Consider the following 23,076-nt stretch of genomic DNA (forward strand, 5'->3'; position numbering starts at 1 on the left):
AATCATGGCTGAGACTGTCGATGGGATTCTCGATGACGGCGCCGCGCGAGGGCTCGGGCTCTTCACAGATCTGACACCGAGATACCTGCGGGCGTTCCCCACTGCGCAGACGATGACACTGCAGGCGATCTATGAGACCTATGACGCAGAGCGCGGGCTGAACGTCCAGACTCTCGCGGCGACGGCGGCGAGTCTTCAGCTGACGGTGACGACAGCGAAGACACAGTCCGAGAAGCAACGCCAGGTGAGCCAGGTGCTCCCGGTGTCGTGGCAAGGCGAGGCGGGAACTCGAGGGATTCAAGTCGTCGCAAATCTGTCAAGCCACTCGGAGACCGATTGCACGGCCGCACAGCAGGTTCTCAATGCGCTGAACGCCGCGAGCACCACGATGTTGGAAACTGTCCGCAACAAGGTCAACACGCTTGATCAGATGCTGGTGAACGGCAAAGTCGAGGTCGCGGGCCTGACACCGGGCGACATCGACAAGGTGATCGACGGCAGGTTGTCGGGAGAAATCGACAAGGACGTTTGGCAGAAGATGCTCCCTGGAGCCATCTTCCCGAAGAAGTACCCCGACCAGATCAAGACTGCGTGCGGACAGTGGTTGCAGCAGACGTTCGTATACAAGTACGAGCAGATGCTGGCAGCGTTCACCACAGCCTGCTCGATCGCGCGGACTGCGATCGAGGGCAAATACGACGCGATCGCCACCGCCCTCAATGCCATCGAGGAGAAGTCCTACGACAGTGCCAAGTCCGTAGCGGGCTCGAACGACGGCAGCCAGAAACCGGATCCGGGCGACCCGTCGAAGGCAACAGAGGACAGGTCGAAGACCACGGACCAGTCAAAGGGGACCGGCAGTGACACCTCGGCCGCGGGAACGCAGAGCGCGGATACGTCGTCGACGGGAATCTCGGCGAAAACGACGACGGGTTCGCAGACTCCGGATACCACCACTGACGAAACAACGACCGATGACACGACCACCGACAACTCCGAGACCAGCAGCGCGCTGACCACGCTCGCCTCGACGATCAGCGAGCTGGGAACCACCCTGGCGAGCGCGCTGACCGGCGATCTCGGGGACACACTCACCTCGGCTGCCGAATCGGTAGGGACGTCGATCAGCGACGGCATCGAGCAGATGAGTGAACAGGCTAGCAGCCTGCTGTCGGGCGAGCACGAGGCCTCATTCCAGCTCGGCGACACCAAGGTGAGCATCGAGTCCGGTGAGAACGGGTTGTCGTTGACGACCACCGACGCGAATGGCGACAGCCAGCAGTACCGGTTGATTTTGGACGAGAACGGATTGCCGGTCATCGAACAGGAGTCGAGTTCTGCCGACCCCACCGCGACTGGTGACGATTCCCACGGCGTGTTGGGCTCTGGCACACCGGAATCCGGCACCGGGCAGGGCGAGGCCGGCCTGTCCGAAGCCGGGGCAGGTGCCGAGGGCGCCACTCCGACGACCTCTGAGACTCCAGATCTGACTGATGCCCCGGTCACGAGCGAGATCGGCAACGGCGACCCGTCGTCCGGCTCCGTTGCCGGCGGGGTACCGGTCGGACCACGCTCATCTCAGCAGGAAACCGACGGCGAGCACACCCCGAGCGTCGATGACCATCAGATGAGCAACCCGGGCGACTCGGGCGCGATTCTGTCTGAGGCAGGCCCGCTGTGACGCATGCCGCCCTTGGTGTTTCACGGTCGATCGCTGGAGAGTGATCGACCGTGGACTACGCAGCAGAGATTGAGCAGATCGCCTTCGAAGCGCGGCGCCGATCGGCGTTGCTGATGGACGAGATCGACGAGATCAACCGTCAGACCGCAATTCGTGCTGAGGAGTTTGCGGCCGAGGCGGGCAATCGGCTTCGAGAGCTGGCTGAACAGGATGACGAGGACGAAAGGGAAGCGGACCCTGAGCCGGAACCGCCTGTGCGGCCGTCGACTCACGAGGAATGGGGTCAACCCACAGCGCCTCGGCAGGTTCCGATGCAGACAGAGGTGGAACCCGACCCTCGCTGGACTCCAGAACAACTGCGGCAAGCTGAGATTCGGGCCGCGGTCGCCCGCGCGAAAGCCGCCCGCCAAGCGCAGTCGACCGTCACCCCGTCCGACGGTGACTTCGACTCGGAATCCGAGTATTATCGCCGTTCGACGTGGTTGGACTGAGCTCACCTGCGAACAGCAACGTGGTCAGCCGCAGCGAGGTGACCGGAAAGCTGGGCGCCGCGACGGCTCATGCGGGCCAGCCCGGGTAAGGCGGAAGAATCTCGGGCGGGGGGACCCGCACCGACGGCTTCTCGACGTACTCGCCTGGAGCGAGCGTGTCAGGGAACTCGGGAGGGAGTTGACATGTTTCGGGGTTGCCGGTCCCTCGCCCGAGGTCCGGCGTGACTACCCGCGACGACTGGAGCCAGTCGCCGAAGTAGTTGCGAGTGGGGTACCGCGCAGGACCCGAAATCCGGGCACCGGGATCGGCTACTCCACCACCGGGCAGCGAGAAGATCAACTCGAGCCTGCCGGAACGCAAGGCTGCGTATCGACCCGAGTAGTACTCCCCGGACCGGTCTCCGTATGCCAATCCGGTGCCCCAAACGCACACCGTTGCAGTCAGATACCACCGATTCGGGGGAGTCCGTCGATCGTAGGGTGGTGGGATGTCCTGGCGCTCGACAGCAGCCAAGGAAGCGTAGGCCGTGCCACGTATCGTCCAACCGGGGTCGGATGCGCGTTCGTCGAACTGCAGAGAAAGCGGGCTGGAAAGCTGGTTCTCGGAGACTCCCATCCGTTTCCATATTTCGCGCCAGTCTGTCTGACCAGCGCCGTTGAGAAACGCGGTCTCGACATAGGACCGAGCCTGAATCGCGATTTCTGAAGTCAGGTCTACGCCCGAAGGCGAAGCCCAGCGGAAGTTGTACTGGTATCGGTCCTTCCACATGTGGGGCGGTCTCGGCTCATCACCAGCGAGGCCGCTCAACGCGAGCAGAATGACCGCCTGCAACCCCGCGGCCAATGCCCTTGCGTATCGTGTCATTTCGGAGCGTCGCCGGGCTCGCGACCATGTCCGCTGTCCCATCGGTCGCGATATTCGGACACGGTTGGCGCGTACTTCCCCACGTTCGTGTTCAGTTCGGGAAGGTTCGTGCCCGCAGGTCTGCCACCTTCGTGGCGAATGTCCTCGAATGAACGAAGCTGGCCGGTTTCCTGATCGAAGTACCGGCCGATGTTCGGGTCGGACCGAAGGTCGGGATGTCCGGGCGAGTTCGCGATACCTTGCAAGATGTTGTAGGTCTGCGCAGGCGTGCTGCCATAGGTCGAGGTATCGACATGGGTCGCCGCCTCGGGAACAGTCCCCAACGCGCCGAGCCGAACCTCTGGCGATGTCGATTTCCAGCCGAGTTCCAGCAAGTCTCCAGCCAGGGGAATTCGCTTCAACCCGAAGGCCCCGACCTCACGAACACTGTCGAACAGTGCCATCTTTTCCTTCTGTGCCGTAACCCCGTCCGATTCTCGGGTGCCGATCTCGAGCAGGGCTCCGTCCTGAGCGGCCTGGTCGATGCGGGCGCCCCATTCTGCCAGGGAGTAGTCCGTTGTGCCGGTCGCGCCGAACATCTGATTGAGGTCGGCGACCGCCTGGTAGGCATTCGCGTTGAATTTCTTGGCTGCGTCCGGATCGGAATCGATGACGGCGAAAACATTCGCCATGGCCTTCTTGTCGAAGTCGCCGCCATTGTTGTCATAAAACCCGTGCGCGGCAAGATCGCTGTCCCGCACCCCGGCCATGGCGGGAATATAGTTCGCCAGTGTATCGCCGAGTTGGGCAGTCATCTGCGGATTTGCGCTGCCGATACTCACCGGATCCTGGAGCAGATTCTCCGGACCGCCGGTCTCGTCGGTCAGATGCAGCAACACTTCGCGATGGGTCGAGACATAGTTCGCGATCTGGCGAGCCGATTGACCCGCCTCGGAATTCACGTGCGGGTTCGATGATGTCGCGCTGTCGTCAACAGTTTTCAGTACCTTCGTGACACCGTCGTCCGACCCGTGCCAGTTGTGGTCGAGCAAAGTGCCGATCGCGGCCTGGTTGTCGAACTTCTCTCCGGGCGCCATCACAGCTTCCATGCCATGCCCGGTGAGGAGGTCGTGCACCGCCGCCCTGTCGCCACCGGATTGACTGAGGATCTTGCTGGCGATGCTGTCGTCCATCGTGTCGGTGAAGTTCGTGACATCCGCTCCGCCCGCGAGCACGGGGTAGCTGTCGCGACTGGCGATATTTACGGCTTGGTTGAGCAGCGCGCGATCGGCGTCGGTGCCGTCCGCGAGCAACGGGGAACCCTTGGCGAGAATATTCGACACCGTCAACAGGTCGTCCTTCTTGACGACCGAGTTCTTCGGATCCTCGGTGAGCGTCGTTCGTAGTTGGGAGGGCAGCGCACCCAACCCACCGAAATCCACGCCGACTTTTCCGCCCTGCGCCGATGTCAGGCCACTCGCGGTCACCTGTGGATTCGATGCCAACTGGATCGCGTCGGCAAGACCGGCCTGCACCACCTTGTCCTGACCGCCCGGGAGCCCAACGCCGATCTGCGAAATCTGGGTAACCGACATTCCGTCGAGGTCGCGCATCACCGACGTCAGATAGTCGAGTTGCTGCTGAGGGATCATTACTTGCTGGCCACTGGCCAGGGTATCGAGCTGCTCGGGACTGAGCGTCGTTGCCCAGCGCAGCCGCTGTAGCTGCTCCGTCGTCGCCGTCCCGTTGCGGAAAGCATCGATATCCTCACGCGCGAGGCGTGGATTCAAACCGGCCGTTTCCGGCGTGAGCTGATTGATGGCATCGACGGCTTTGTTTACGGCTTGGGCACAGTTGTGGTCGGCCCACCCGAGTTCGTCGGCGAGGCGCTGCAGGCGAATGGTTTGGTTGGCAGCCTCTTGAGTGCGCGCATCATCATCTGTTTCGTCTACGACCGTCCAGTCGAAATGGACGATGTAGCGGTCGCTGACCAGCGAGGTGTAGTCGGCCCGCAAGGTCGACACCGGCTGGCCCATCTGCGAATGTCCGTTGTTGAGCGCGTTTGCAAGATCGTCGTAGGCCGCGGCGAGCACTCGCATCTGCGTCACCTCGCGCTGGCAGCGGCTATCGGCCGCTTGCCGCGCCTCGCCGGACCAATTCATCGCGTCGATGGCCCGGTGCATCTGCTCAGCCGAAGTGCGAATTCCGTCGGCGATAGTGGTTGCCTTGGTCGCGGTCGAGGCGAGATCGATGTTCCACGTCCGCACCAGGTCTGGATTCGGTCGCTTCACCGCGGCATCTCCCCGGTGTTCAGATCGCCGAGCGCGGCGATACGCGTTGCGGCGGCGAGGTCGGAATCGGTATAAGCGTCTGCGGAGGCGCGCAACAAGGAACCCAGTTCCCGGTACCGTCCACCGGCCACCTTCAAACTCCGAGTACGGGCGGGCTCGATCTTGTCCAACTCCGGCCCCACGTCAGACCCGGCCAGAAAGGTGCTGAGCGTACCCAGGAATCCCGGCGTATCGATCACCGGCAGACGGCCGATCTCTTCGTCTGCGATCCGATCCATCTCGACCGCGACCGCCCGCAGTTCAGCTGGCAAAACCTGCATGAATCCCCCCGCCCCGAAGCCCCCGCCGGGTCCGATCGCCCCGGCGCTCGGTCACCGACGGTAGTGGCGTGATCAGCTCGGTAGAAGGCTCTCTCTCGGAGTTCGGCAAGTGTTCATCCACTCGGCACTGAACGCGAAAGATTAGCCCCCGCAACGCATTTACGCGGGTAGTTCGTGAAGATGGAGCATCGCCGACCCGGGCTTCCCCTTCCACCACTTTGGCCCGGCTTACGGGGCGGAGCGGTGGATTTCGGCTGCCCGGGTCGCCTGCTGTCTGCTCACCAGACGTGATCGTTTTCGCGTTCGCGCAATCTGCTGAGGGTTCGGTCGATCCAGTTTGTGAAGAGTGTGCGCAGGTCGCCGTCGGTGGCCGGGAGGACTTGGACCTGTTCACGGTTGCGCCGAACCAGGTAGCGGCCGTCGTCGATGATGTCGAACCATTGTGCTTCGTACCAGGATTCGGTTCGGGCATCGAGCGGGCCGGGCAGTGGCTCGACGATTCCGTTTCCGTCGAGTGGTCGAACGAGAAGTCGCTCGAACTGTTTGCGAGGCGAGTCTCGATAGTTGTCGTTGCCTCCTCGTCGTTTCGGGTCGATGTCGCCGATATGGAAGGTTTGACCGGGCGAATGCCCCGCCGCGAACTCGGGCAGCAGATTAGCGATCCGCCCCGGCAAATTGTCCGGTCGGAACAGTCTGCACCGAATGCGTTCCTCGACGTTGTCGGTGACGGTCTGGGACAGCAGGACCGCGTGGTGGGCGGTCTGTGCGGCGAGCAGTCGGTACATTCGCCGTCGGTTGCCGCCGAGGCGGGTGGATTCGCCGATGATTCGGATCTGCAGGTCGCAGTTGCTCAACGTATGGAAGGCGAGCTGAATCAGCTCGGTCTCCTCGCGGTCATAACGTGCGTGAACAGCTGCCCGATGCGCCCGTTCCGCAGTGACGGTGGGGATGCGGCTGGTGTATCCGAGTGGGCCCGGGAACCGATCATGCGCGTCATTCAACCAGAGAGCCGCGAAATCATCAGGCTCCCAAGTCCATTCACTCATCGACAGTTCCGCCGATCACTCCACCTTGAATAACGCGTGGCATCTCACCGAGCAGCTCCTCGGTGTCTCCATATTCTTCAGCCAGTCCGGGATCTGATGCGACTCGTCGTCTTCGGATTTGCCACCGCCCCGGCCGCCGCCCATGCCGCCCATGCCTGGCGCGCCCGCTTTGCCGGTGCCGCTTCCGCCGGTTGCGGCGGTTGCGCCGGTAGGGGCTTTCGCTGCCGCGGTCGGCCATCCGGGCGTGACTGCGCCAGGCGTACCGCCACTCGAGGCGCCGGCGCCGCCCGGGCTGCCGCCGGTTGAACTACCGCCGGGTGAACCGCCACCCGGTGAACCAGTACCCGGCGTGCCTGACGGTGTGACCCCCGCCGGGGTTGTCGCCTCGGTGGACGCAGGTGATGTCGAGCCCGGTTCCTCTGTCGTTGATGGACTGGTGTCGTCGTCGGTTGTGTCGTCGTCGCTGGAATCGTCTGTGTTGGTCGGATCTTCAGTAGTCGCAGGGTCTTCGGTAGTCGCTGGATCCTCGCTGGTCGGTTGGCTGTTCGAACCCGCCGCTTCGTTCCGTTCCCGTTCCCGCCGTCTCCGCCGTCCTCGGTAAATGCGCCGCCGTTCGGCTTCCAAGTGGTGAGTGGTGAGGTCGGGTTCTCCGGTTGTGGCAGGACGGGAATCTGCCCGTCGGCAGCAACGAAATCTTTGACGTAGTTGTTCTGCATCGCCTCGCGTGCTTCATCGCGGGCTTTGTTGATCGCCGTTGTCGAACGACTGCCCGGCTCAGCGAAGATGAAATCGTAGCCATCCAGATTCCACATGCTGTCAGGCCTGTTCTGTGGCTCGCCCACCCCATTTCGGGTGTTGTTCACACCATTGACCGTGGTGGTAACCTGCTGAGATAGAGCATTCAGGGCGGGAGTCAGTTCCAGTGCCCGTGTCGCATAGTCAGCAATGGCACTCTGTGACGCCGTCGCCGCACCTTCCCATGCCGATGTACTCGACCGGCGGATCCTAGCGGCGAATGTCTCTACTGCGGCAGACCAATCCGATGCTAGTTTCGTGTATTCAGCTTTCGCATTGCTTGCTTCGGTGGTGTCGAGCGGATTGAACGACCTATAGATCGTCCAATGCTCCCAGGTGTTGGGCTTTTCCGGATCGCTGATTCGGGCCTTTTCGTTGCCGGTCATCAGGCCTTCGCTTCCGTAGAGCCGATCGCCGAAGGTGGAACATTCGCAGAGAGTTCGTTGTAGCGGGCGGCGAAATCTTGATCCTGTGCCATATATCTTTGTGCTATTTCTCGATGTATATCACGAATATCTACAACGATAGCGTAGTGCTGCTGGAGGATATCGTTGACGTTGTTATCGGAATCGGTAGCGGAACCCGTATTTCCGGCCTTGCCGCGAAACCAACTCACCAAGGTGGATGCCGATGTCAAGCCTTCGGTTGTTTCGCCGAGGCCCCATTTTCACGGTTTGCGATCGCTTGCGCCTGACGCTGCATGCTAATAATTTCGTCAAGAAATGCTGTGCAGTCTCGTTCCATGTAGACGAACTCATCAGCGTTTACTCGTACATCATTACTGAAGGATACGTTCAGTCCGCTATTTTTGGCTTCTTGAACCAAGATTTCCAGCGGTGTCCCCATGGCCCCTCCCTTTGCCGATGATGGCTTTAACTACCAGATTGTATTGTCGGCGCAAGCATCCGCGCAAGATCTTTGGCAATATCGCACGGATGGCGGTGGCCGGATTTCTCCCGGTTCGGCTGATTTCCGATAGAGATTTCCATGCTGCCGTTTTTCATTTCGACATTGATGTCACACCACTTGCCTTCCTGGGCGGGCTTATAGTGGGTAATCGAGCGACGGCCATCGATCGTCAACTCCTCGCCGATCTTGACATCCGGGTTTTCGACAACCTGTTGAATGGTAATTGTGGATACTGTAATCGAGGCGCCGTAGCCGCCGGATTGTATCCATCCGCAACCCACCCACTTATTGCGCCCCGTGGTCCACTTGTCGTCCTTCTTGGGATTTTTCAACTCTTCCGTATCGATCACCGACTGCGGCAGAGTGCATCCGTCGAACCCTGTAGGCAACACCGACTCCTGGGTGGTGCTCACTGCCGAGGAACTCGGCTGCGCTTCCCCTTGGCTTCCCGAGTTGCACCCGCTGAGGCGTGTTGAGATCGCCCCGCCGACGACCAGAATTCGTACGACTGCCCCGCGATCCATCGATCAACTCCTCGTTCCGGTCACAGGCCGGTCCGCTCCCGCCCCACGGGAAAATTACACCCACATGGGGCGGGAGGCTATGCCACAGCCGAGCTTCGAGCGCGTTCTGCTCACGGGGCTAGCCGAACCAATTCTTGCCCCGGAAGTACTCGCTCTCCTGGTCGTAGCCGTCGTAGTCGACTGGCTCGACGCGCTCGGCCGCTCGTCGCGCAGCGGCCGAGCGGGCTATCGCCTCGCGTGCTTCGCGTAGTGCGTCGTCCTCGAGCGAGCTTGCGCCGCCTGGGGGCAACCAATTCGTGGGTGTGTGTTGCTCGGCGGTGGTCGCCTGTTGCTCCGCGGCTCCAACTTCGAAGGTCACGGTGGCCGCACGTGCTTGCTCGGCCGCTGTGCGCGCCATCGCATCGCGTAGCTGTTCTTCCCGACGGATGGCATCGATGTCGATGACAGGCTGTGGCTCGGTGACGGGTTCCTGCTGTGCGGCGGCCTGTTGCTCAGCAGCTCTTTCCTCGGCAGCTCGGGCTTCGGCCAACAGCTCGTCGCCCTTGGCCTGCAAGCGGGCTCGTTCGTTTTCGAACTCGACTCGAAGCATGCGGACTCTACGGAGATGGTCGGCAACCAGGTCTTCGATCGGGGAGTAACTCACAGGGGTCCTGCCTCCGCCAACTCGGCGCCGGTGTCAGTGGGCGCTTCCGGTTCGGGGGTGGTCGACCAGTGTTCGGTTTCGGATTCAGTGTCGGTGACCTGGCCGTAGTTGGAGGTGGGTACTCCTCCGGGGAGGGCGGACACGCTCTCGGAGGCAGCTCCGTCCTCGCCGACCGCTCCATCGGTGGTGGACTCGCCGTGCACCGCTGTTGTGCCGGGATCCGCTGTTGTTCCGGGATCTGACTCCGTCGTCGTGGCGGAATCGCTGATCACCGGGATGCCGTTCTCGTTCAGCGTGAGGCCATATTGGTGGGCCGTGCCTGCCGAATCGGTTGTGGTGAGCGTGAGCCCATTGTCGCCTGTTGCCAGGCTGAGCGTGGTGCCCGCGACAGTGAACTCGGTGGAACCGGTCCCGTTGAGCAGGCCACTCAACTGCTCGACGCCGCTGGTGATGGATGTCCCGAGCGAACTCAGGCCAGTGCCGATCGACTCGGCGATGGATTCGGCGGAAGCGGTCGATCCCGATGTAAGGCTTGATAATTCGCTGACAACTGAGCTCAACGTCGTCAGTCCGCTCGAGACGGTCGACAACAAGCTGCTCAGATTTGTGGACGAGTCGTCGTCGGTTGTCGTCGTCTTGGTCGTGCCGGCGGTTGTCGTCTTCGCGACGTCTTCTGTTGTTTCCGGGGTGCCCCCGGTCGAGCTGCCAGCGCTGTCAGTCGAGGTTTCGCCACCAGACGGGGTGTCTGTGGAGGGTTTCCCCTTCTGTGAAGTATCCGGTGCTGGCGCGTCTTCCGGCATCGGATAGGGGGCGGCCTCCACCGTGGCAAGGGCGGCTGTAGCTTGCTTGAACACCTCGCGAATCACCCTGGAAGTTTCCTTGCATACTTCTTCGAAATGAAGAACAGTCGCTTCGAACTGGGGAATAAATGCGCCCTCGATAACCCGGGTCGCATACGCGTTGTTATGAGCATCGATGCAATTCTTGATATCGTCCAAGCCGAACGTTTCGTTTGTGGTCACATTACGAATGTCCTCAGTGCCTCGCGGACGCCAGTATCCCCGCACGTCCGTAGCTTTTTCTGAGACTATGTTGCGAAGCGCGATTGCCAGTTCTCCGAGCTCTTGAGAAGCGAGTCGGGCATGGTTGTAGTCTTCGTCTGCTCGCCGGACCATCTCATTCAGTCTGGAAAAAGCCGCATCGCCTGCATCGCCTTTCCATATGCTCTGCATCGCATTTCGCTGAGCCTGCTGGTTCTGAAGTTCTGTAAACAGCTTCGGCAGGGCATCTTTGAGGGTCGTGGACATCCTTCCGATTGCGTCGATGTCCATGCCTTCCTCGGTGTCGTACAAGGCGCACAGTTGAGGATATTCGCGACTAGCGATATCGGCCCTTCCGAGCTGCAGTTCGGCGACGCATCTCTTGTAGAGCGGGAGGTAGTGTTTGAAGTACTCAAGCCCTTCGGCGCCATCGGAGAGTATTTTGTCTGCGTTTCCGGCGGAGCCCGATACGTTATGCTCCCAGTCGGAATTTTCTTTACCGTCTTTGACGACTCCGGTATCGTCTGCTGTCCAAGCCATCAGAGATTCACCCCGGCGGCCTTGATTTTTGTTACGTTGGCGTCATCGACTGACGAATATGTATTCGCACTGGTTGTGTACGCATTGCCCGACTTGGTTACCGCGGTCTCCCAATGTGTCAGCCATGCGCCGATGCACACAATCTCAGCACCGAAGTCGATACCTTCTTTTCCGTAAGCTCTACCGGCCTGGGCCGCGGTGAAAGACCATCCGCTGATGTCCTTGTTCAGAGCCTTGATCGCACCCCCCGAGGTGGTCAGATTGCCTCCGAGTTTGCGTAGCTGCTCCGGATCGACCGTCACGTGACTACCCATAGGACCCCTCCCTCTGTCTTCCCTTGCTGCACAGCGTCGGCTACATGTTAAGTCTGGGCCGTGATCGATCGCACCCCACTCCGACCGCGGAGCTGAGCTGACCATCAGCCTGAAAGAACCCAGCGTTGGACTGCACCCGAAGACTGTGAGTGCGATCGGCTGATCGCGGCCATCGCGTCGGTCAACGACCTTCCGCTCTACACCCGCAATCCCGATGACTTCAAAGGTCTCGATGCAGTGCTCACCCTGCTGCCGGTCTGAACTGCGTTGCTACGCAGTCGGAATTGCGAACTCAGCCGCGGATCAGCTTGGCGACAGTGCCGATGGACAACTTCGGCGCCTCGACTTCGACCTCGGCGTGCGGGTCGACCACCTTCGTGTGGGGGAGCTCGGCTTCCGGGTCGGCGAAGGCCGCGTACTTCTTGTCGGCGAGGACCGTGGCGAGGAGGTAGCCGGTGACCAGAGCTCGGGTGGTTTTGTCGGTCTTGTGTTCGTAGCGGCCCGCGCCGAGGGCGGCGAAGAGGCGTCGGCCTTCGATGATGCCGTTGTGGGAGGCGCCGTTGATGGTGCGCAGGATCGACGTGCCGGACCAGGCGGCGGCCAGGGCGCGGGCGTTGGAGCTGACCGAGTCGAGGTCGTCGCCGGTCAGGATCAGGCCGGGCGTGTCGAGTTCGGGGGCGATGTTCTCCGCGACGGGGGAGGTGGGGGCGGGGAAGAGGGCCACTACGGTGGCTACCCGGCGTTGAGCTGCGGCGATCACGGCGGCGCCGGCTCCCATGCCGTGACCGGCGAGGGCGAGGCGGTCGGGGTGGACGCTGATGGTGCCGTCACCGAGGCGGACCTTGGTGACGATGTCGAGCGTGGTGAGCAAGTCGGTGCCGAGGTCAAGGTGTGACGGGATCGGGCCGCGCTCGGTGTCGGGCGCGGCGACCACGAAACCCCACGATGCGATGTGCTCGAGCAGGCTCTTGTAGTTCTCGGCGCTGGTCAGCCAGCCGTGCGCGAACGCGACAGCGGGCAGGTTCAGTCCGGACTCGGGTGTGTACACCACACCCGGCTGACCTGCGATCCCTAGGTTCCCGCGCAGCACCCGGTGAGGGCCGCGCACGGACAGGGTGCTCAGGAGCGATTTTGCAGACACCGACACGGCGAGAAGAGTATCCGATCAGTAGGGTGGGGGACCATGTGCGGAATCGTGGGCTACGTCGGATACCGGGATGCGCTCGGCGTTGTCGTCGACGCGTTGCGACGCATGGAGTATCGCGGATACGACTCGGCGGGGGTCGCGATCCTCGATGGAAACGGCGCTCTCGCGGTCGAACGTAAGGCCGGGCGGCTGGCCAATCTGGAAGCCGAACTCGGCGAGGCGGGGACCGAGCGTTTCGCCGGGTCGACCGGTATGGGGCACACCCGCTGGGCCACCCACGGCGCGCCCACCGACCGCAACGCGCATCCGCATCGCGACGTCTCCGGCAAGCTCGCCGTGGTCCACAACGGCATCATCGAGAACTTCGCGCCGCTGCGCCGCGAGCTGGAGGAAACGGGCGCGGAGCTGCTCAGCGACACCGATACGGAGGTAACGGTGCATCTGGTGTCGCGCGCCTACGCCGAAGGCCCGACCGCCGGTGACTTCACCGCGAGCGTGCACGCCGTGCTGCAGCGCCTCGAGGGCGCGTTCACGCTGGTGTTCACCCATGCCGATCATCCCGGCACGATCGTCGCGGCCCGCCGGTCGACGCCGCTGGTCGTCGGGGTCGGTGAGGGCGAGATGTTCATCGCCTCCGACGTCACCGCGTTCATCGAGCACACCCGCGAGGCGGTCGAGCTCGGGCAGAACCAGGCCGTGGTGATCACCGAGGACGGCTACAAGGTCACTGACTTCGCGGGCAACACCGATGGGGTGGTCAGCCGACCGTTCACCATCGACTGGGACCTCGCCGCCGCCGAGAAGGGTGGCCACGACTACTTCATGCTCAAGGAGATCGAGGAGCAGCCCACCGCCGTCGCCGACACCCTGTTGGGGCATTTCGTCGTCGACGAGAAGGGCGGCCGGATCGTTCTCGACGAACAGCGCCTCGCCGACCAGGAGCTGCGCGAATTCGACAAGGTGTTCGTCGTCGCCTGTGGCAGTTCGTATCACGCGGGGTTGCTCGCCAAGTACGCGATCGAGCACTGGACCCGGGTGCCGGTGGAGGTGGAGCTCGCCAGCGAATTCCGCTACCGCGACCCGGTTCTGGACCGGTCGACGCTGGTGGTGGCGATTTCGCAGTCCGGTGAAACCGCGGACACCCTCGAGGCGGTGCGTCACGCCAAAGAACAGAAGGCGCGTGTGCTGGCCATCTGCAACACCAACGGGGCGCAGATTCCGCGCGAATCCGACGCGGTGATCTACACGCGGACCGGGCCCGAGATCGGCGTCGCGTCGACCAAGGCATTCCTGGCGCAGGTCGCCGCCAATTTCCTGGTGGGTCTGGCGCTGGCCCAGGCGCGCGGAACCAAGTACCCCGACGAGGTGGCTCGCGAGTTCGCCGAGCTCGAGTCGATGCCGAAGCTGATTTCGCGCGTGCTCGAAACCGCGCCGCAGGTGCGGGCCATCGCGCGCGAGCTGGCGCATGTGCCGACGGTGCTGTTCCTCGGACGCCACGTGGGTTACCCCGTGGCTCTGGAGGGTGCGCTCAAGCTCAAGGAACTGGCCTACATGCACGCCGAGGGGTTCGCCGCGGGCGAGCTCAAGCACGGGCCGATCGCGCTGATCGAAGAAGGTCTGCCGGTGATCGTGGTGATGCCGTCGCCGAAGGGGCGCGCGGTGCTGCATTCCAAACTGCTCAGCAACATTCGCGAGATCCAGGCCCGCGGGGCCCGCACGATCGTGATCGCCGAAGAGGGCGACGACACGGTGCGCCCGTTCGCCGACGACCTGATCGAGATCCCGGCGGCGCCGACGCTGTACCAGCCGTTGCTGTCCACGGTGCCCTTGCAGATCTTCGCCGCCGAGGTGGCGCAGACGCTGGGCTACGACGTGGACAAGCCCCGCAACCTGGCCAAGTCGGTCACTGTCGAATAAGGACCTGGGCCGGCCTCATCGTGAGGCCGGCAGGCTCACTTGACCGTGATGGAGCCGCGCATGTCCGGGTGCAGGGTGCACAGGTAGCGGTAGGTGCCTGGTTGGGTGAAGGTGTAGGACCATTCGCCCTTGTCGATGATGGGGCTGTTGAGGCCCATCGCCTTGTCGCCGATGCCCTGCACGTTGTGGGGGACCTTGTCGGAGAACTTCCAGGTGACCGTCTCGCCGACCTTGATGGTGGCGTCGGCGGGGGCGTAACTCATGCCGCTGACCTCGACCGTGAGGTTGGTGGGTGGGTGTTGTTGGGTGCTGGTCGTGGTGGTGACCGGGCGGGGTTTGCGGGTTGTGGTGGTGGCGGCGTTTCCGGAGTCGCCGGAACAGCCGGCGGACAGCAGGGCGGCGGCCACGACGAATCCGGCGACAAACCGGGCGGATGCGGCGCGGTGACGAACCATCGACATGGGTGTGGAGCGTAGTCTGCGAGCGATCCCGGGCCGGTCGGCGGCCCGTTTCGGGCAGCTGGGAGGCGACTATGTCGGATCGGCGTGGCTACTACACCGTCGACGAGGTTCGGGCCGCGGAAGCCGAGCTGTTCACGCGGGTGCCCGCGGGTACGCCGATGCGCCGGGCGGCCTTCGGGCTCGCAGGGGTGGTCGTCGACGAATTGCGGTCGCGGACCGGGGGAGTGGTCGGGCGGGCAGTGGGGTTGCTCGTCGGGTCAGGAGACAACGGCGGGGATGCGTTGTGGGCGGGGGTCTTTCTGCGACGGCGGGGTGTTCGGGTATCGGCCGTTCTGTTGAATCCTGAACGGGCGCATAAAGAAGGGCTCACTGCCCTGCGTGCGGCCGGCGGACGGGTGGTAGACCGGCTCGATTCAGTTGATCTGGTGATCGATGGGATCGTGGGGATCTCCGGGCGAGGCCCGTTGCGGCCGGATGCAGCGGAAGTGGTTGCGGCGATAGATGTTCCGATCATCTCGGTCGATCTGCCCAGTGGGGTCGATCCTGAGACGGGCGCAGTGGACGGGCCCGCGGTGACGGCGGATGTGACGGTTGCGTTCGGCGCCTATAAGCCGGTGCATGCGTTGGCGGTGCCGCGCTGTGGGCGAATTGTGTTGGTGCCGATCGGACTGCGGCTTCCCGAGGCTGGGTTGGTGCAGCTCGATCCGGCGGCGGTGGGGGCGGGTTGGCCGGTGCCAGGGCCTACTGATGACAAATACAGTCAAGGGGTGACGGGGGTCTGTGCGGGGAGTGCGAAATATCCGGGGGCGGGGGTGTTGTGTACGGGGGCGGCGGTGGCGGCTACGTCGGGGATGGTTCGGTATGTGGGGTCCGATGCCGAGGTATTGGAGAAGTTCCCCGAAGTTGTTGCCAGCTCGTCGATCTCGGCGGCGGGGCGGGTTCAGGCCTGGGTGGTCGGGCCGGGTGGTGGTACCGATTCGGGGGCTCGGGATCGATTGGCTGAGGTGCTGGGTTCTGATCTGCCGGTGCTGGTGGATGCGGATGGGCTGACGATTCTCTCCGAGGAACCGGGGCTGGTTCGGGGGCGTTCGGCTCCGACGGTGCTCACGCCGCATGCGGGCGAATTCGCTCGGTTGACCGGGGCTGCGGTGGGGGGTGATCGCGTGGGCGCGGTGCGGGGGCTGGCCGAGGACTGGGGTGTGACGGTGTTGCTCAAGGGGCGGGCGACGATCATCGCTTCGCCTGGGGAAGCGACGCTGGTCAATGACGCGGGTGGGGATTGGGCCGCTACGCCGGGGTCGGGGGATGTGCTGTCGGGGATTATCGGGGCGTTGCTCGCCGCGGGGCGTGAGCCGGGGTGGGCTGCTGCCGCGGGGGCTCGGGTTCACGCTTTGTCCGCCAATTCGGCCGCTTATGGGGGCCAGGAGGCAGGGGCGCCCATCTCTGCGATGCCTTTGCTCGGCCATGTTCGGGGGGCCGTGCGGGTGTTGCGGGAGATCGGTGGTGGTTCTCCGGAGCGTGGCGGGGGTATGGCCCAGGTATGAGGTATTCGGTGGGTCCTGGCACGATCGGGGGTGTGAATGCGCAAGTGGAGACGGTCGTCGACTTGGATGCCATTGCTCATAACGTGCGGGTGTTGCGGGAGTACGCGCAGGGGGCCGCTGTGATGGTGGTGGTCAAAGCCGACGGGTACAACCATGGGGCAGTCGAGGTGGCTCGGGCCGCGTTGGGGGCGGGAGCTCGGGAGCTCGGGGTGACCACTGTAGGCGAGGGGCTGGCATTACGGGCGGCGGGGATCACGGTCCCTGTTCTCTGCTGGCTCAATACCGTTGACGCCGACTACGCGGGCGCCATCGCGGGGGACCTCGAGATCGGGGTGTCCTCGCTGGCGCAGTTGCGGGCGGTGGAGCGGGCCGCGCTGGTGGTGGGTCAGACCGCGACGGTGACGGTGAAGGTCGATACGGGGCTCAATCGCAACGGGGTGTCGGTGACGGAGTATCCGCAGCTCTTGCAGGCGCTACGGGGGCTCGTCGACGGACAGGTGGTGCGGTTGCGGGCGATCTTCTCCCACCTCGCGCATGCCGATGAGCCGGGGCATCCGATGATGGATCAGCAGCGGGAGCGGTTCATGGAGGCGATCGCGCTGGCCAAGGAATACGGGCTCGAACCCGAGCTCGTGCATCTGTCGAATTCGGCGGCCACGTTGACCAGACCCGATCTGCATTTCGACATGGTTCGGCCGGGCATCTCGGTATACGGGCTCTCGCCCATCCCGGAGCTCGGGCAATTCGGTTTGAAGCCGGCGATGACCTTTCAAGCGGAGGTCGCGCTGGTGAAACAGGTGGCGGCGGGGGAGGGCGTGTCGTACGGGCATCGCTGGATCGCGCCGCGCGACACGACGATCGCGCTGGTGCCCGCGGGGTATGCCGACGGCGTATTCCGGTCGCTGAGTGGGCGTTTCGAGGTGTGGTTGGGCGGAGCGCGACACCGTAATGTCGGACGGGTGTGCATGGACCAGTTCATGGTTGACCTCGGCGACAACGCGGGCGGAGTGCGGGAGGGTGACCGCGCGGTGCTGTTCGGCGGCGGCGCGGGACAGCCACACGCGCTCGACTGGGCGCGGGCGCTGGACACCATCGACTACGAGGTCGTCTGCGCGCCGCGTGGTCGCGTGGTCCGCCGCTACGTGGGGACGGGCCGATGACCCGGCGCACGGTGATCCGTCGCGGCGGGTTGGCGACCGCGGGGCTGCTCGCGGGGCTCGCCATCGCCCACACCCTGCGCCAGATCGGCGCCCGGGTGCGGTGGCCCGCCGAACGGGACGAGTATCGCGACGAGAACTTCGCCCTGATCGACGAGGACGAGCCGGGGTCGGTGCTCGCCGACGACGGTGTGTCGCTGGCCACCCGTACCTTCGGTGACGATTCCGCCGAGTTCACGGTCGTTTTCGTGCACGGATTCTGCAACAGCATGGAGTCGTTCCATTTCCAGCGTCGTGATCTCGCGCAGCAGTGGGGATCGCGGCTGCGGATGGTCTTCTTCGATCTGCGCGGACACGGACGCTCCGGTACGCCGAGTACCGACAGCTGCACGGTCGCCCAACTCGGTCACGACGTCGCCATCGTCATCCGCGAGTGCGCGCCGAAGGGGCCGGTGGTGCTGGTCGGTCATTCGCTCGGCGGAATGGCGGTGCTCGCGGCGGCCGCGCAGTTCCCGGAACTGTTCGCGACCCGGGTGCGGGCGGTCGGGCTACTGAGCACCGCGGCCGCGGAGGTGACCGCGACCGGAATCTCGCAACTGATTCGGCACCCCGCGGTCGACGGCTTCCGGCTGGCGGTGCGAACGGCGCCGACGCTGGTGCAGTTCAGCCGCAGTGCGAGCAAGCACGTGGTGACGCCGATCCTGCACGTCAGCTCGTTCCACGGCCCGGTGAGTCCGACACTGTCGCGATTCACCACGATGATGATCGACCGAACCCCGGTCGGCACCATCGAGAAATTCCTGAAAGCGATTGAGCTGCACGATGAATCGGCCGCGCTGCCGGTCCTGGGCGAACTGCCGGTGCTGATTCTCGGCGGTGCGCACGACGTGGTGATCCCGTTCCGCAACTCCCGCGAACTAGCGGCGGAACTGCCGAGCAGTGAACTGGTCAGGGTGCGTGAGGCGGCGCACATGCCGCACATGCAATTCCCCGAGGTGAGTCTGGCCGCACTCGATCGGCTGCTGGCGCGCGCGGGGATCACCGACACCCGCGGTGAGGAGGCCGTCGGTGGCTGATCCGCACCAGCGCGTGCTCGACACGGTCGAGGACACCGAAGCGTTCGGCCGCGAACTGGCGGCCACCCTGCGCCCGGGTGACCTGGTCGTTCTCGACGGCCCGCTCGGCGCCGGTAAAACCGCGCTGACCAGAGGAATCGCCGCCGGACTCGGTGTCGCGGGCCGAGTCAGCTCGCCGACGTTCATCATCGCGCGAGCGCACAAGGCCGGGGTGCGCCCGGACGGCACGCCCGGGGTGGCGATGGTTCATGTCGACGCTTATCGGCTCGCCGGTGACCTCGACGAACTGGACTCGCTCGACCTCGACACCGACCTGCACCACGCGGTCGTCGTCGTGGAATGGGGCAAGGGGGTGGTCGAACACCTCGCCGACCGGCACTTGCGAGTCCAACTCGCCCGGGAGCCGGAATCCGATGTGCGCACGGCGATCTGGGAATGGATCGAATAACGCGCGATCACGCGCGCACCGGTGCGCGCCGAGCGCCGATACCACCCGGTATTGTTGAGACAATCATGCTCGTACTAGCAGTCGACACCGCGACACCCGCCGTTACAGCGGGATTGGTGCACCTGTCACCTGCCGTTGAACCCGGCACCCGGCCCGCCGTGGCGACGCTCGCTGCCCGCGTGAAGGTCGACGCCCGCGCGCACGCCGAGGTCCTCACCCCGCAAATCCTGGAATGCCTGGCCGAAGCGGGGGTGAGCCGCGGTGAGCTCGACGCGGTCGTCGTCGGGCTGGGACCGGGACCGTTCACCGGGCTACGCGTCGGGATGGCCACCGCGGCCGCCTTCGGCGACGCACTAGGGCTACCCGTGCACGGGGTGTGCAGTCTCGACGCGATCGCCGCCGACACCATCGGTGAGAAGCGCGATCCCGGCGAACTGCTGGTGGTCACCGATGCGCGCAGGCGCGAGGTGTACTGGGCCAAGTATCTGAACGGGGCGCGGGTCGCCGGTCCCGAGGTGAACAAGGCCGCCGAGGTGCCGGTGGGTGATGCCTCCGCCGTCGCCGGGTCGGCCGCGCACGTCGACTATTTCGATCTACCGGTGCTGCCCAGCGAGACGCCGTCGCCTGCCGGGCTGGTCACCGTCGCCGCGTCCGCGCTACTGGCCGCAGATGTGCCGGAAGCGCTGGTGCCGCTGTATCTGCGTAGGCCCGATGCGGTGGAGAACAGCTTCCGCACCCTCGACCGAACCGGGGCGTGAGTGCCGTGACCGATTACCTGATCGCTCCCATGACGCTGCCCGATATCGACCGCTGCGTCGAACTGGAGCACCTGCTGTTTCCCGAGGACGACCCGTGGCAAGCGGTGTCGTTCCGGTCCGAGCTGGCGGGTGGGCACAACCGCTACATCACCGCGCGCGATGCCGACGGGATGATGGTCGGCTACGCGGGCATCGCGCTACTCGGTGACGACGCCCATCCCGAGGCCGAGGTGCACACGATCGGTGTCGACCCGCAATGTCATCGGGGTGGCATCGGCACGCTGCTGCTCGAAGCGCTGCTGGCCACGGCGGCCGAACGTGGCGGGCCGGTGTTCCTCGAGGTGCGCACCGACAACGCGCCCGCCATCGCGATGTACGCCAAGCACGGGTTTCACATCATCGGGCTGCGCAAGAACTACTACCACCCCAGCGGTGCCGACGCGTACACGATGCGGCGTCCGGAACTGACCGCCGCGGCCGACGAGTGGGCCGCGCGCGGTCGGCAGGACGAGGTGTTGTCGTGATCGTCATGGGGATCGAGAGCTCGTGCGACGAAACGGGAGTCGGCATCGTGCGCCGTCATTCCGACGGCTCCGTGGAACTGCTCGCCGACGAGGTCGCCTCCAGCGTCGACCAGCACGCGCGCTTCGGTGGCGTGGTGCCCGAGATCGCCTCGCGCGCCCATCTCGAGGCGATCGTGCCCGCGATGCGTCGTGCGCTGGCGACCGCGGGAATCAGCAAGCCCGACGCGCTCGCCGTCACCATCGGGCCGGGACTGGCCGGAGCGCTGCTGGTGGGGGTGGCCGCGGCCAAGGCCTACGCGGCGGCGTGGGATGTGCCGTTCTACGCGCTCAACCATCTCGGTGGGCATGTGGCGGTCGATACCCTCGAGCACGGGCCGATGCCGCCCGCGGTGGCGCTGCTCGTCTCCGGCGGACACACGCATCTGCTGCAGGTCACGGATCTGGGTGAGCCGATCACCGAGCTCGGCAGCACGGTCGACGATGCCGCGGGGGAGGCGTTCGACAAGGTGGCGCGTCTGCTCGGTCTCGGCTATCCCGGCGGGCCCGCCCTCGACGCTGCCGCCGCCTCGGGCGACGCACGCGCGATCGCCTTCCCGCGCGGCATGACCGGGCCCCGTGACGCGCGCTACGACTTCTCCTTCTCCGGTCTCAAGACCGCGGTGGCCCGCTACGTCGAGGCCGCGCAGCGTCAGGGCATCACTGCCGACCAGCTGCCCATTCCCGATATCGCCGCGTCCTTCCAGGAGGCGGTGGCGGATGTGCTGACGATGAAGGCAGTGCGCGCGGCGAACGACGTCGGTGTCGACACGATCGTGCTCGGGGGCGGCGCCACCGCCAACTCGCGCATTCGTTCACTCGCCGAAGAGCGTTGTGCTGCGGCGGGTTTGACGCTTCGCGTGCCGAAGCCGCGGCTGTGTACGGACAACGGTGTGATGATCGCGGCGCTGGGGGCCCATGTGATCGCTGCGGGTGCGCTGCCCGCTGAACTGACTGTCGCCACGGATCCGGGGCTGCCGGTCTCGGTGAGCGCCCTGCGCGGCTAGCGTCCGTCCTGGCCGTCCGTACGGCCCCCTTGGGAACCGTCGCCTCGGCTCGTCAATCGGCCGGCGGTACGGGGACTTCGTCTGTCGTGGTCGCCGACGGGATCGGGAGGGTGCTGCTGGCGGGCGCCTGCGTGGGAGAGGTGTTGGGGGTGGAGGGGCGTTGTTGCCCGCCGCCTGCGGAGGAGCCGCTGTCCATGCGACCGAGGGGGGACTCGGGGTAGGGGATCTGCGGGAGGTTCGGGTCGGGGCGCAGGGTGGGGGCCGTTGTCGAGGTGGGCGCGGACGGGGTGGTGGCGTTCGCGCTCGTCGACGGTGCCCCGGTCGTGGCCTTGGGCGCCTCGGTGGCGGGTGGGGCAACGGTGGCGCCGGTGCGTTCGGTGCTCTCCCGATTGGCGGGGGCAGGTGCCGGGGGCGCCGCCGGTAAGGGGGATTGACGCACGGTGCTGCTCGTACCGGCCGGTGTGACATCGGGGGTGTCGGGCGTGACGGCTTGCACGCCGTAGCCGATCACCAGGCCGACCACCACCACCGCGCCGACGAGGGTGCCGACGACTTTGGCGAAGGTGCCACTCGGTGCGTCGGAGTTCGCGCCGCCCGACAGTCCGGACGGTGCCGCGGCATCGGCGACCAGCGCGGCGCCCTTGGCGATCACGGCCTCGGGGTCGGGCACGGTGAGCACGGGTACGTCGAGGCGCGAGGCGAGAATGTCGATGACGCACGGGATGTTGGCGCACCCGCCGATCACGGCGACCGCGTCGGGATACTTCGGCGCCCGGGTGAACACCGACGACGAGAAGAGCGCGATATTGCGCAGCAGGCCGCCGATGAGCTCCTCGAAATCAGGGCGGGTGAGCTCGAGCCCCTGTCCCGCAACATGATCGATGGTGACGACGGGCGCCTGCGACAGGTGTTCCTTGGCGGCACGGCCACGGTTGGTCAGGGTGGTGCGATTGGGCCGGGTGCCACGACGGGCGTAGTGCAGGTCCACCAGGTGGTGGTAGATCAGCTCATCGATCGCATTGCCGCTCAGCGTCGGCGTGCGTTCGGAGTGCAGGACCACACTGTCGACCTGATCGGCCACGGTGACAGTGAGTCCGGTTGCGCCCAGGTCGATCACGGCGACGGTGGGGTAGCGGTCGAGCAGTCCGGTGTGACGCAGGTACGCGAGGGCGGCGGCGCCCTCGGTGACCAACCGCAGATCACGGTGGCGGGCGCACGCGGCCCGGATGGCCTGTGCCTGTTCCTTGTTGCGGTAGGCGACGGCGACGCTGGTCGGCGGACGCGATCGGGCCGACTCGACCCGACGGTGGCTGCCGGAATAGCGACCGAGCGGTTCGCCTGCCATCGCGGCCTGTGACACCGGTAGCTGGGTGGTCATCAACTCGATCGAGGACGCCACGAGATCGCCGAGATCGGAATGTGCCTCATCTGCGGAAACGACCCGGTAGTCGAAACTCTGCTCGCCGGCCGGCCCCGTTGCGACCAGTGCCGAGCACACCACCTCGTTCCCGGCCGAGATGCCGAGGGATGTTCGCATGTTCACCTCCCTTCAAGCCGATGGTG

The 23,076-nt window shown here is 65.0% G+C and carries 23 protein-coding genes; 10 read left to right on the plus strand and 13 right to left on the minus strand.

All coding sequences use genetic code 11. The features are described 5' to 3' along the window. The first annotated feature begins 4 nt into the window (after positions 1-4). On the plus strand, positions 5-1,681 hold the full coding sequence (locus tag OHS03_RS32825; RefSeq protein WP_328659349.1) for a hypothetical protein: 1,677 nt from the start codon (positions 5-7) through the stop codon (positions 1,679-1,681). Positions 1,682-1,731: 50 nt separating this feature from the next. After that, positions 1,732-2,172, plus strand: a complete 441-nt coding sequence (locus OHS03_RS32830; RefSeq protein ID WP_328659351.1) for a hypothetical protein — start codon at positions 1,732-1,734, stop codon at positions 2,170-2,172. A gap of 861 nt (positions 2,173-3,033) precedes the next feature. Here OHS03_RS32830 and OHS03_RS32835 read toward each other — a convergent pair. From OHS03_RS32835 to OHS03_RS32885, 11 genes are all read right to left on the minus strand, one after another. Continuing rightward, positions 3,034-5,307 (minus strand): WXG100 family type VII secretion target, encoded by a 2,274-nt coding sequence (locus OHS03_RS32835; protein ID WP_328659353.1) that lies wholly within the window; start codon positions 5,305-5,307, stop codon positions 3,034-3,036. After that, positions 5,304-5,627, minus strand: coding sequence for a type VII secretion target (locus OHS03_RS32840; protein WP_328659355.1), 324 nt, complete (start codon positions 5,625-5,627; stop codon positions 5,304-5,306). Before OHS03_RS32840 ends, OHS03_RS32835 begins: the two co-directional genes overlap by 4 nt. A gap of 278 nt (positions 5,628-5,905) precedes the next feature. Beyond that, positions 5,906-6,673 (minus strand): ESX secretion-associated protein EspG, encoded by a 768-nt coding sequence (locus OHS03_RS32845; RefSeq protein WP_328659357.1) that lies wholly within the window; start codon positions 6,671-6,673, stop codon positions 5,906-5,908. A gap of 77 nt (positions 6,674-6,750) precedes the next feature. Continuing rightward, entirely contained in the window at positions 6,751-7,854 is a 1,104-nt protein-coding gene (locus OHS03_RS32850; RefSeq protein WP_328659359.1) for a hypothetical protein, read from the minus strand. Continuing rightward, positions 7,854-8,105: a hypothetical protein gene (locus OHS03_RS32855; RefSeq protein WP_328659361.1), complete on the minus strand. Its 252-nt coding sequence runs from the start codon at positions 8,103-8,105 to the stop codon at positions 7,854-7,856. The genes OHS03_RS32850 and OHS03_RS32855 overlap by 1 nt, the downstream gene beginning before the upstream one ends. Continuing rightward, a complete protein-coding gene (locus tag OHS03_RS32860) occupies positions 8,102-8,314 on the minus strand; it encodes a hypothetical protein (RefSeq protein ID WP_328659363.1) in 213 nt (70 codons plus the stop codon). The genes OHS03_RS32855 and OHS03_RS32860 overlap by 4 nt, the downstream gene beginning before the upstream one ends. A gap of 26 nt (positions 8,315-8,340) precedes the next feature. Next, a complete protein-coding gene (locus OHS03_RS32865; protein ID WP_328659365.1) occupies positions 8,341-8,901 on the minus strand; it encodes a DUF3558 domain-containing protein in 561 nt (186 codons plus the stop codon). Between the two features lie 118 nt (positions 8,902-9,019). Further along, the gene (locus tag OHS03_RS32870) at positions 9,020-9,490 is read right to left on the minus strand and encodes a hypothetical protein (protein ID WP_328659367.1); all 471 of its coding nucleotides are present in this window, start codon (positions 9,488-9,490) and stop codon (positions 9,020-9,022) included. A gap of 50 nt (positions 9,491-9,540) precedes the next feature. Further along, positions 9,541-11,124 carry a hypothetical protein gene (locus OHS03_RS32875; protein ID WP_328659369.1) on the minus strand — a complete coding sequence of 528 codons (1,584 nt, stop codon included), beginning with the start codon at positions 11,122-11,124 and terminating at the stop codon, positions 9,541-9,543. After that, complete coding sequence (locus OHS03_RS32880) at positions 11,124-11,438, minus strand: hypothetical protein (protein WP_328659371.1); 315 nt, start codon at positions 11,436-11,438, stop codon at positions 11,124-11,126. Before OHS03_RS32880 ends, OHS03_RS32875 begins: the two co-directional genes overlap by 1 nt. A 292-nt stretch (positions 11,439-11,730) precedes the next feature. Then, on the minus strand, positions 11,731-12,585 hold the full coding sequence (locus OHS03_RS32885; protein WP_062984231.1) for a dienelactone hydrolase family protein: 855 nt from the start codon (positions 12,583-12,585) through the stop codon (positions 11,731-11,733). Between the two features lie 36 nt (positions 12,586-12,621). On the opposite strand from OHS03_RS32885, the gene glmS reads away from it, so the two are divergent. Continuing rightward, the gene (gene glmS, locus OHS03_RS32890; RefSeq protein WP_328659372.1) at positions 12,622-14,502 is read left to right on the plus strand and encodes a glutamine--fructose-6-phosphate transaminase (isomerizing); all 1,881 of its coding nucleotides are present in this window, start codon (positions 12,622-12,624) and stop codon (positions 14,500-14,502) included. 35 nt (positions 14,503-14,537) lie between these two features. On the opposite strand, the gene OHS03_RS32895 is transcribed toward glmS, so the two are convergent. Next, complete coding sequence (locus OHS03_RS32895) at positions 14,538-14,963, minus strand: cupredoxin domain-containing protein (RefSeq protein ID WP_328659374.1); 426 nt, start codon at positions 14,961-14,963, stop codon at positions 14,538-14,540. 71 nt (positions 14,964-15,034) lie between these two features. Between OHS03_RS32895 and OHS03_RS32900 the strand changes: the two genes are divergently transcribed. The 7 genes from OHS03_RS32900 (at position 15,035) to tsaD (ending at position 21,513) form a co-directional block, all read left to right on the plus strand. After that, positions 15,035-16,507 (plus strand): bifunctional ADP-dependent NAD(P)H-hydrate dehydratase/NAD(P)H-hydrate epimerase, encoded by a 1,473-nt coding sequence (locus tag OHS03_RS32900; RefSeq protein ID WP_328659375.1) that lies wholly within the window; start codon positions 15,035-15,037, stop codon positions 16,505-16,507. After that, positions 16,504-17,667, plus strand: coding sequence for an alanine racemase (gene alr / locus OHS03_RS32905; RefSeq protein WP_328659377.1), 1,164 nt, complete (start codon positions 16,504-16,506; stop codon positions 17,665-17,667). Before OHS03_RS32900 ends, alr begins: the two co-directional genes overlap by 4 nt. Beyond that, positions 17,664-18,740 (plus strand): alpha/beta fold hydrolase, encoded by a 1,077-nt coding sequence (locus OHS03_RS32910; RefSeq protein ID WP_328659379.1) that lies wholly within the window; start codon positions 17,664-17,666, stop codon positions 18,738-18,740. Before alr ends, OHS03_RS32910 begins: the two co-directional genes overlap by 4 nt. Continuing rightward, the gene (gene tsaE / locus OHS03_RS32915) at positions 18,733-19,188 is read left to right on the plus strand and encodes a tRNA (adenosine(37)-N6)-threonylcarbamoyltransferase complex ATPase subunit type 1 TsaE (protein WP_056818220.1); all 456 of its coding nucleotides are present in this window, start codon (positions 18,733-18,735) and stop codon (positions 19,186-19,188) included. The genes OHS03_RS32910 and tsaE overlap by 8 nt, the downstream gene beginning before the upstream one ends. A gap of 65 nt (positions 19,189-19,253) precedes the next feature. Beyond that, positions 19,254-19,946 (plus strand): tRNA (adenosine(37)-N6)-threonylcarbamoyltransferase complex dimerization subunit type 1 TsaB, encoded by a 693-nt coding sequence (gene tsaB / locus OHS03_RS32920; RefSeq protein ID WP_328659381.1) that lies wholly within the window; start codon positions 19,254-19,256, stop codon positions 19,944-19,946. 29 nt (positions 19,947-19,975) lie between these two features. After that, positions 19,976-20,470 (plus strand): ribosomal protein S18-alanine N-acetyltransferase, encoded by a 495-nt coding sequence (rimI, locus tag OHS03_RS32925; protein ID WP_056819219.1) that lies wholly within the window; start codon positions 19,976-19,978, stop codon positions 20,468-20,470. Then, positions 20,467-21,513: a tRNA (adenosine(37)-N6)-threonylcarbamoyltransferase complex transferase subunit TsaD gene (tsaD, locus tag OHS03_RS32930; RefSeq protein WP_056818216.1), complete on the plus strand. Its 1,047-nt coding sequence runs from the start codon at positions 20,467-20,469 to the stop codon at positions 21,511-21,513. Before rimI ends, tsaD begins: the two co-directional genes overlap by 4 nt. A gap of 52 nt (positions 21,514-21,565) precedes the next feature. Here the strand turns inward: tsaD and OHS03_RS32935 are convergent, their stop codons facing one another. Beyond that, complete coding sequence (locus OHS03_RS32935; RefSeq protein ID WP_328659383.1) at positions 21,566-23,050, minus strand: Hsp70 family protein; 1,485 nt, start codon at positions 23,048-23,050, stop codon at positions 21,566-21,568. Positions 23,051-23,076: the final 26 nt, after the last annotated feature.

Origin of the sequence: Nocardia salmonicida (assembly GCF_036142455.1) — a bacterium.
Taxonomy (GTDB): Bacteria; Actinomycetota; Actinomycetes; order Mycobacteriales; family Mycobacteriaceae; genus Nocardia; species Nocardia salmonicida.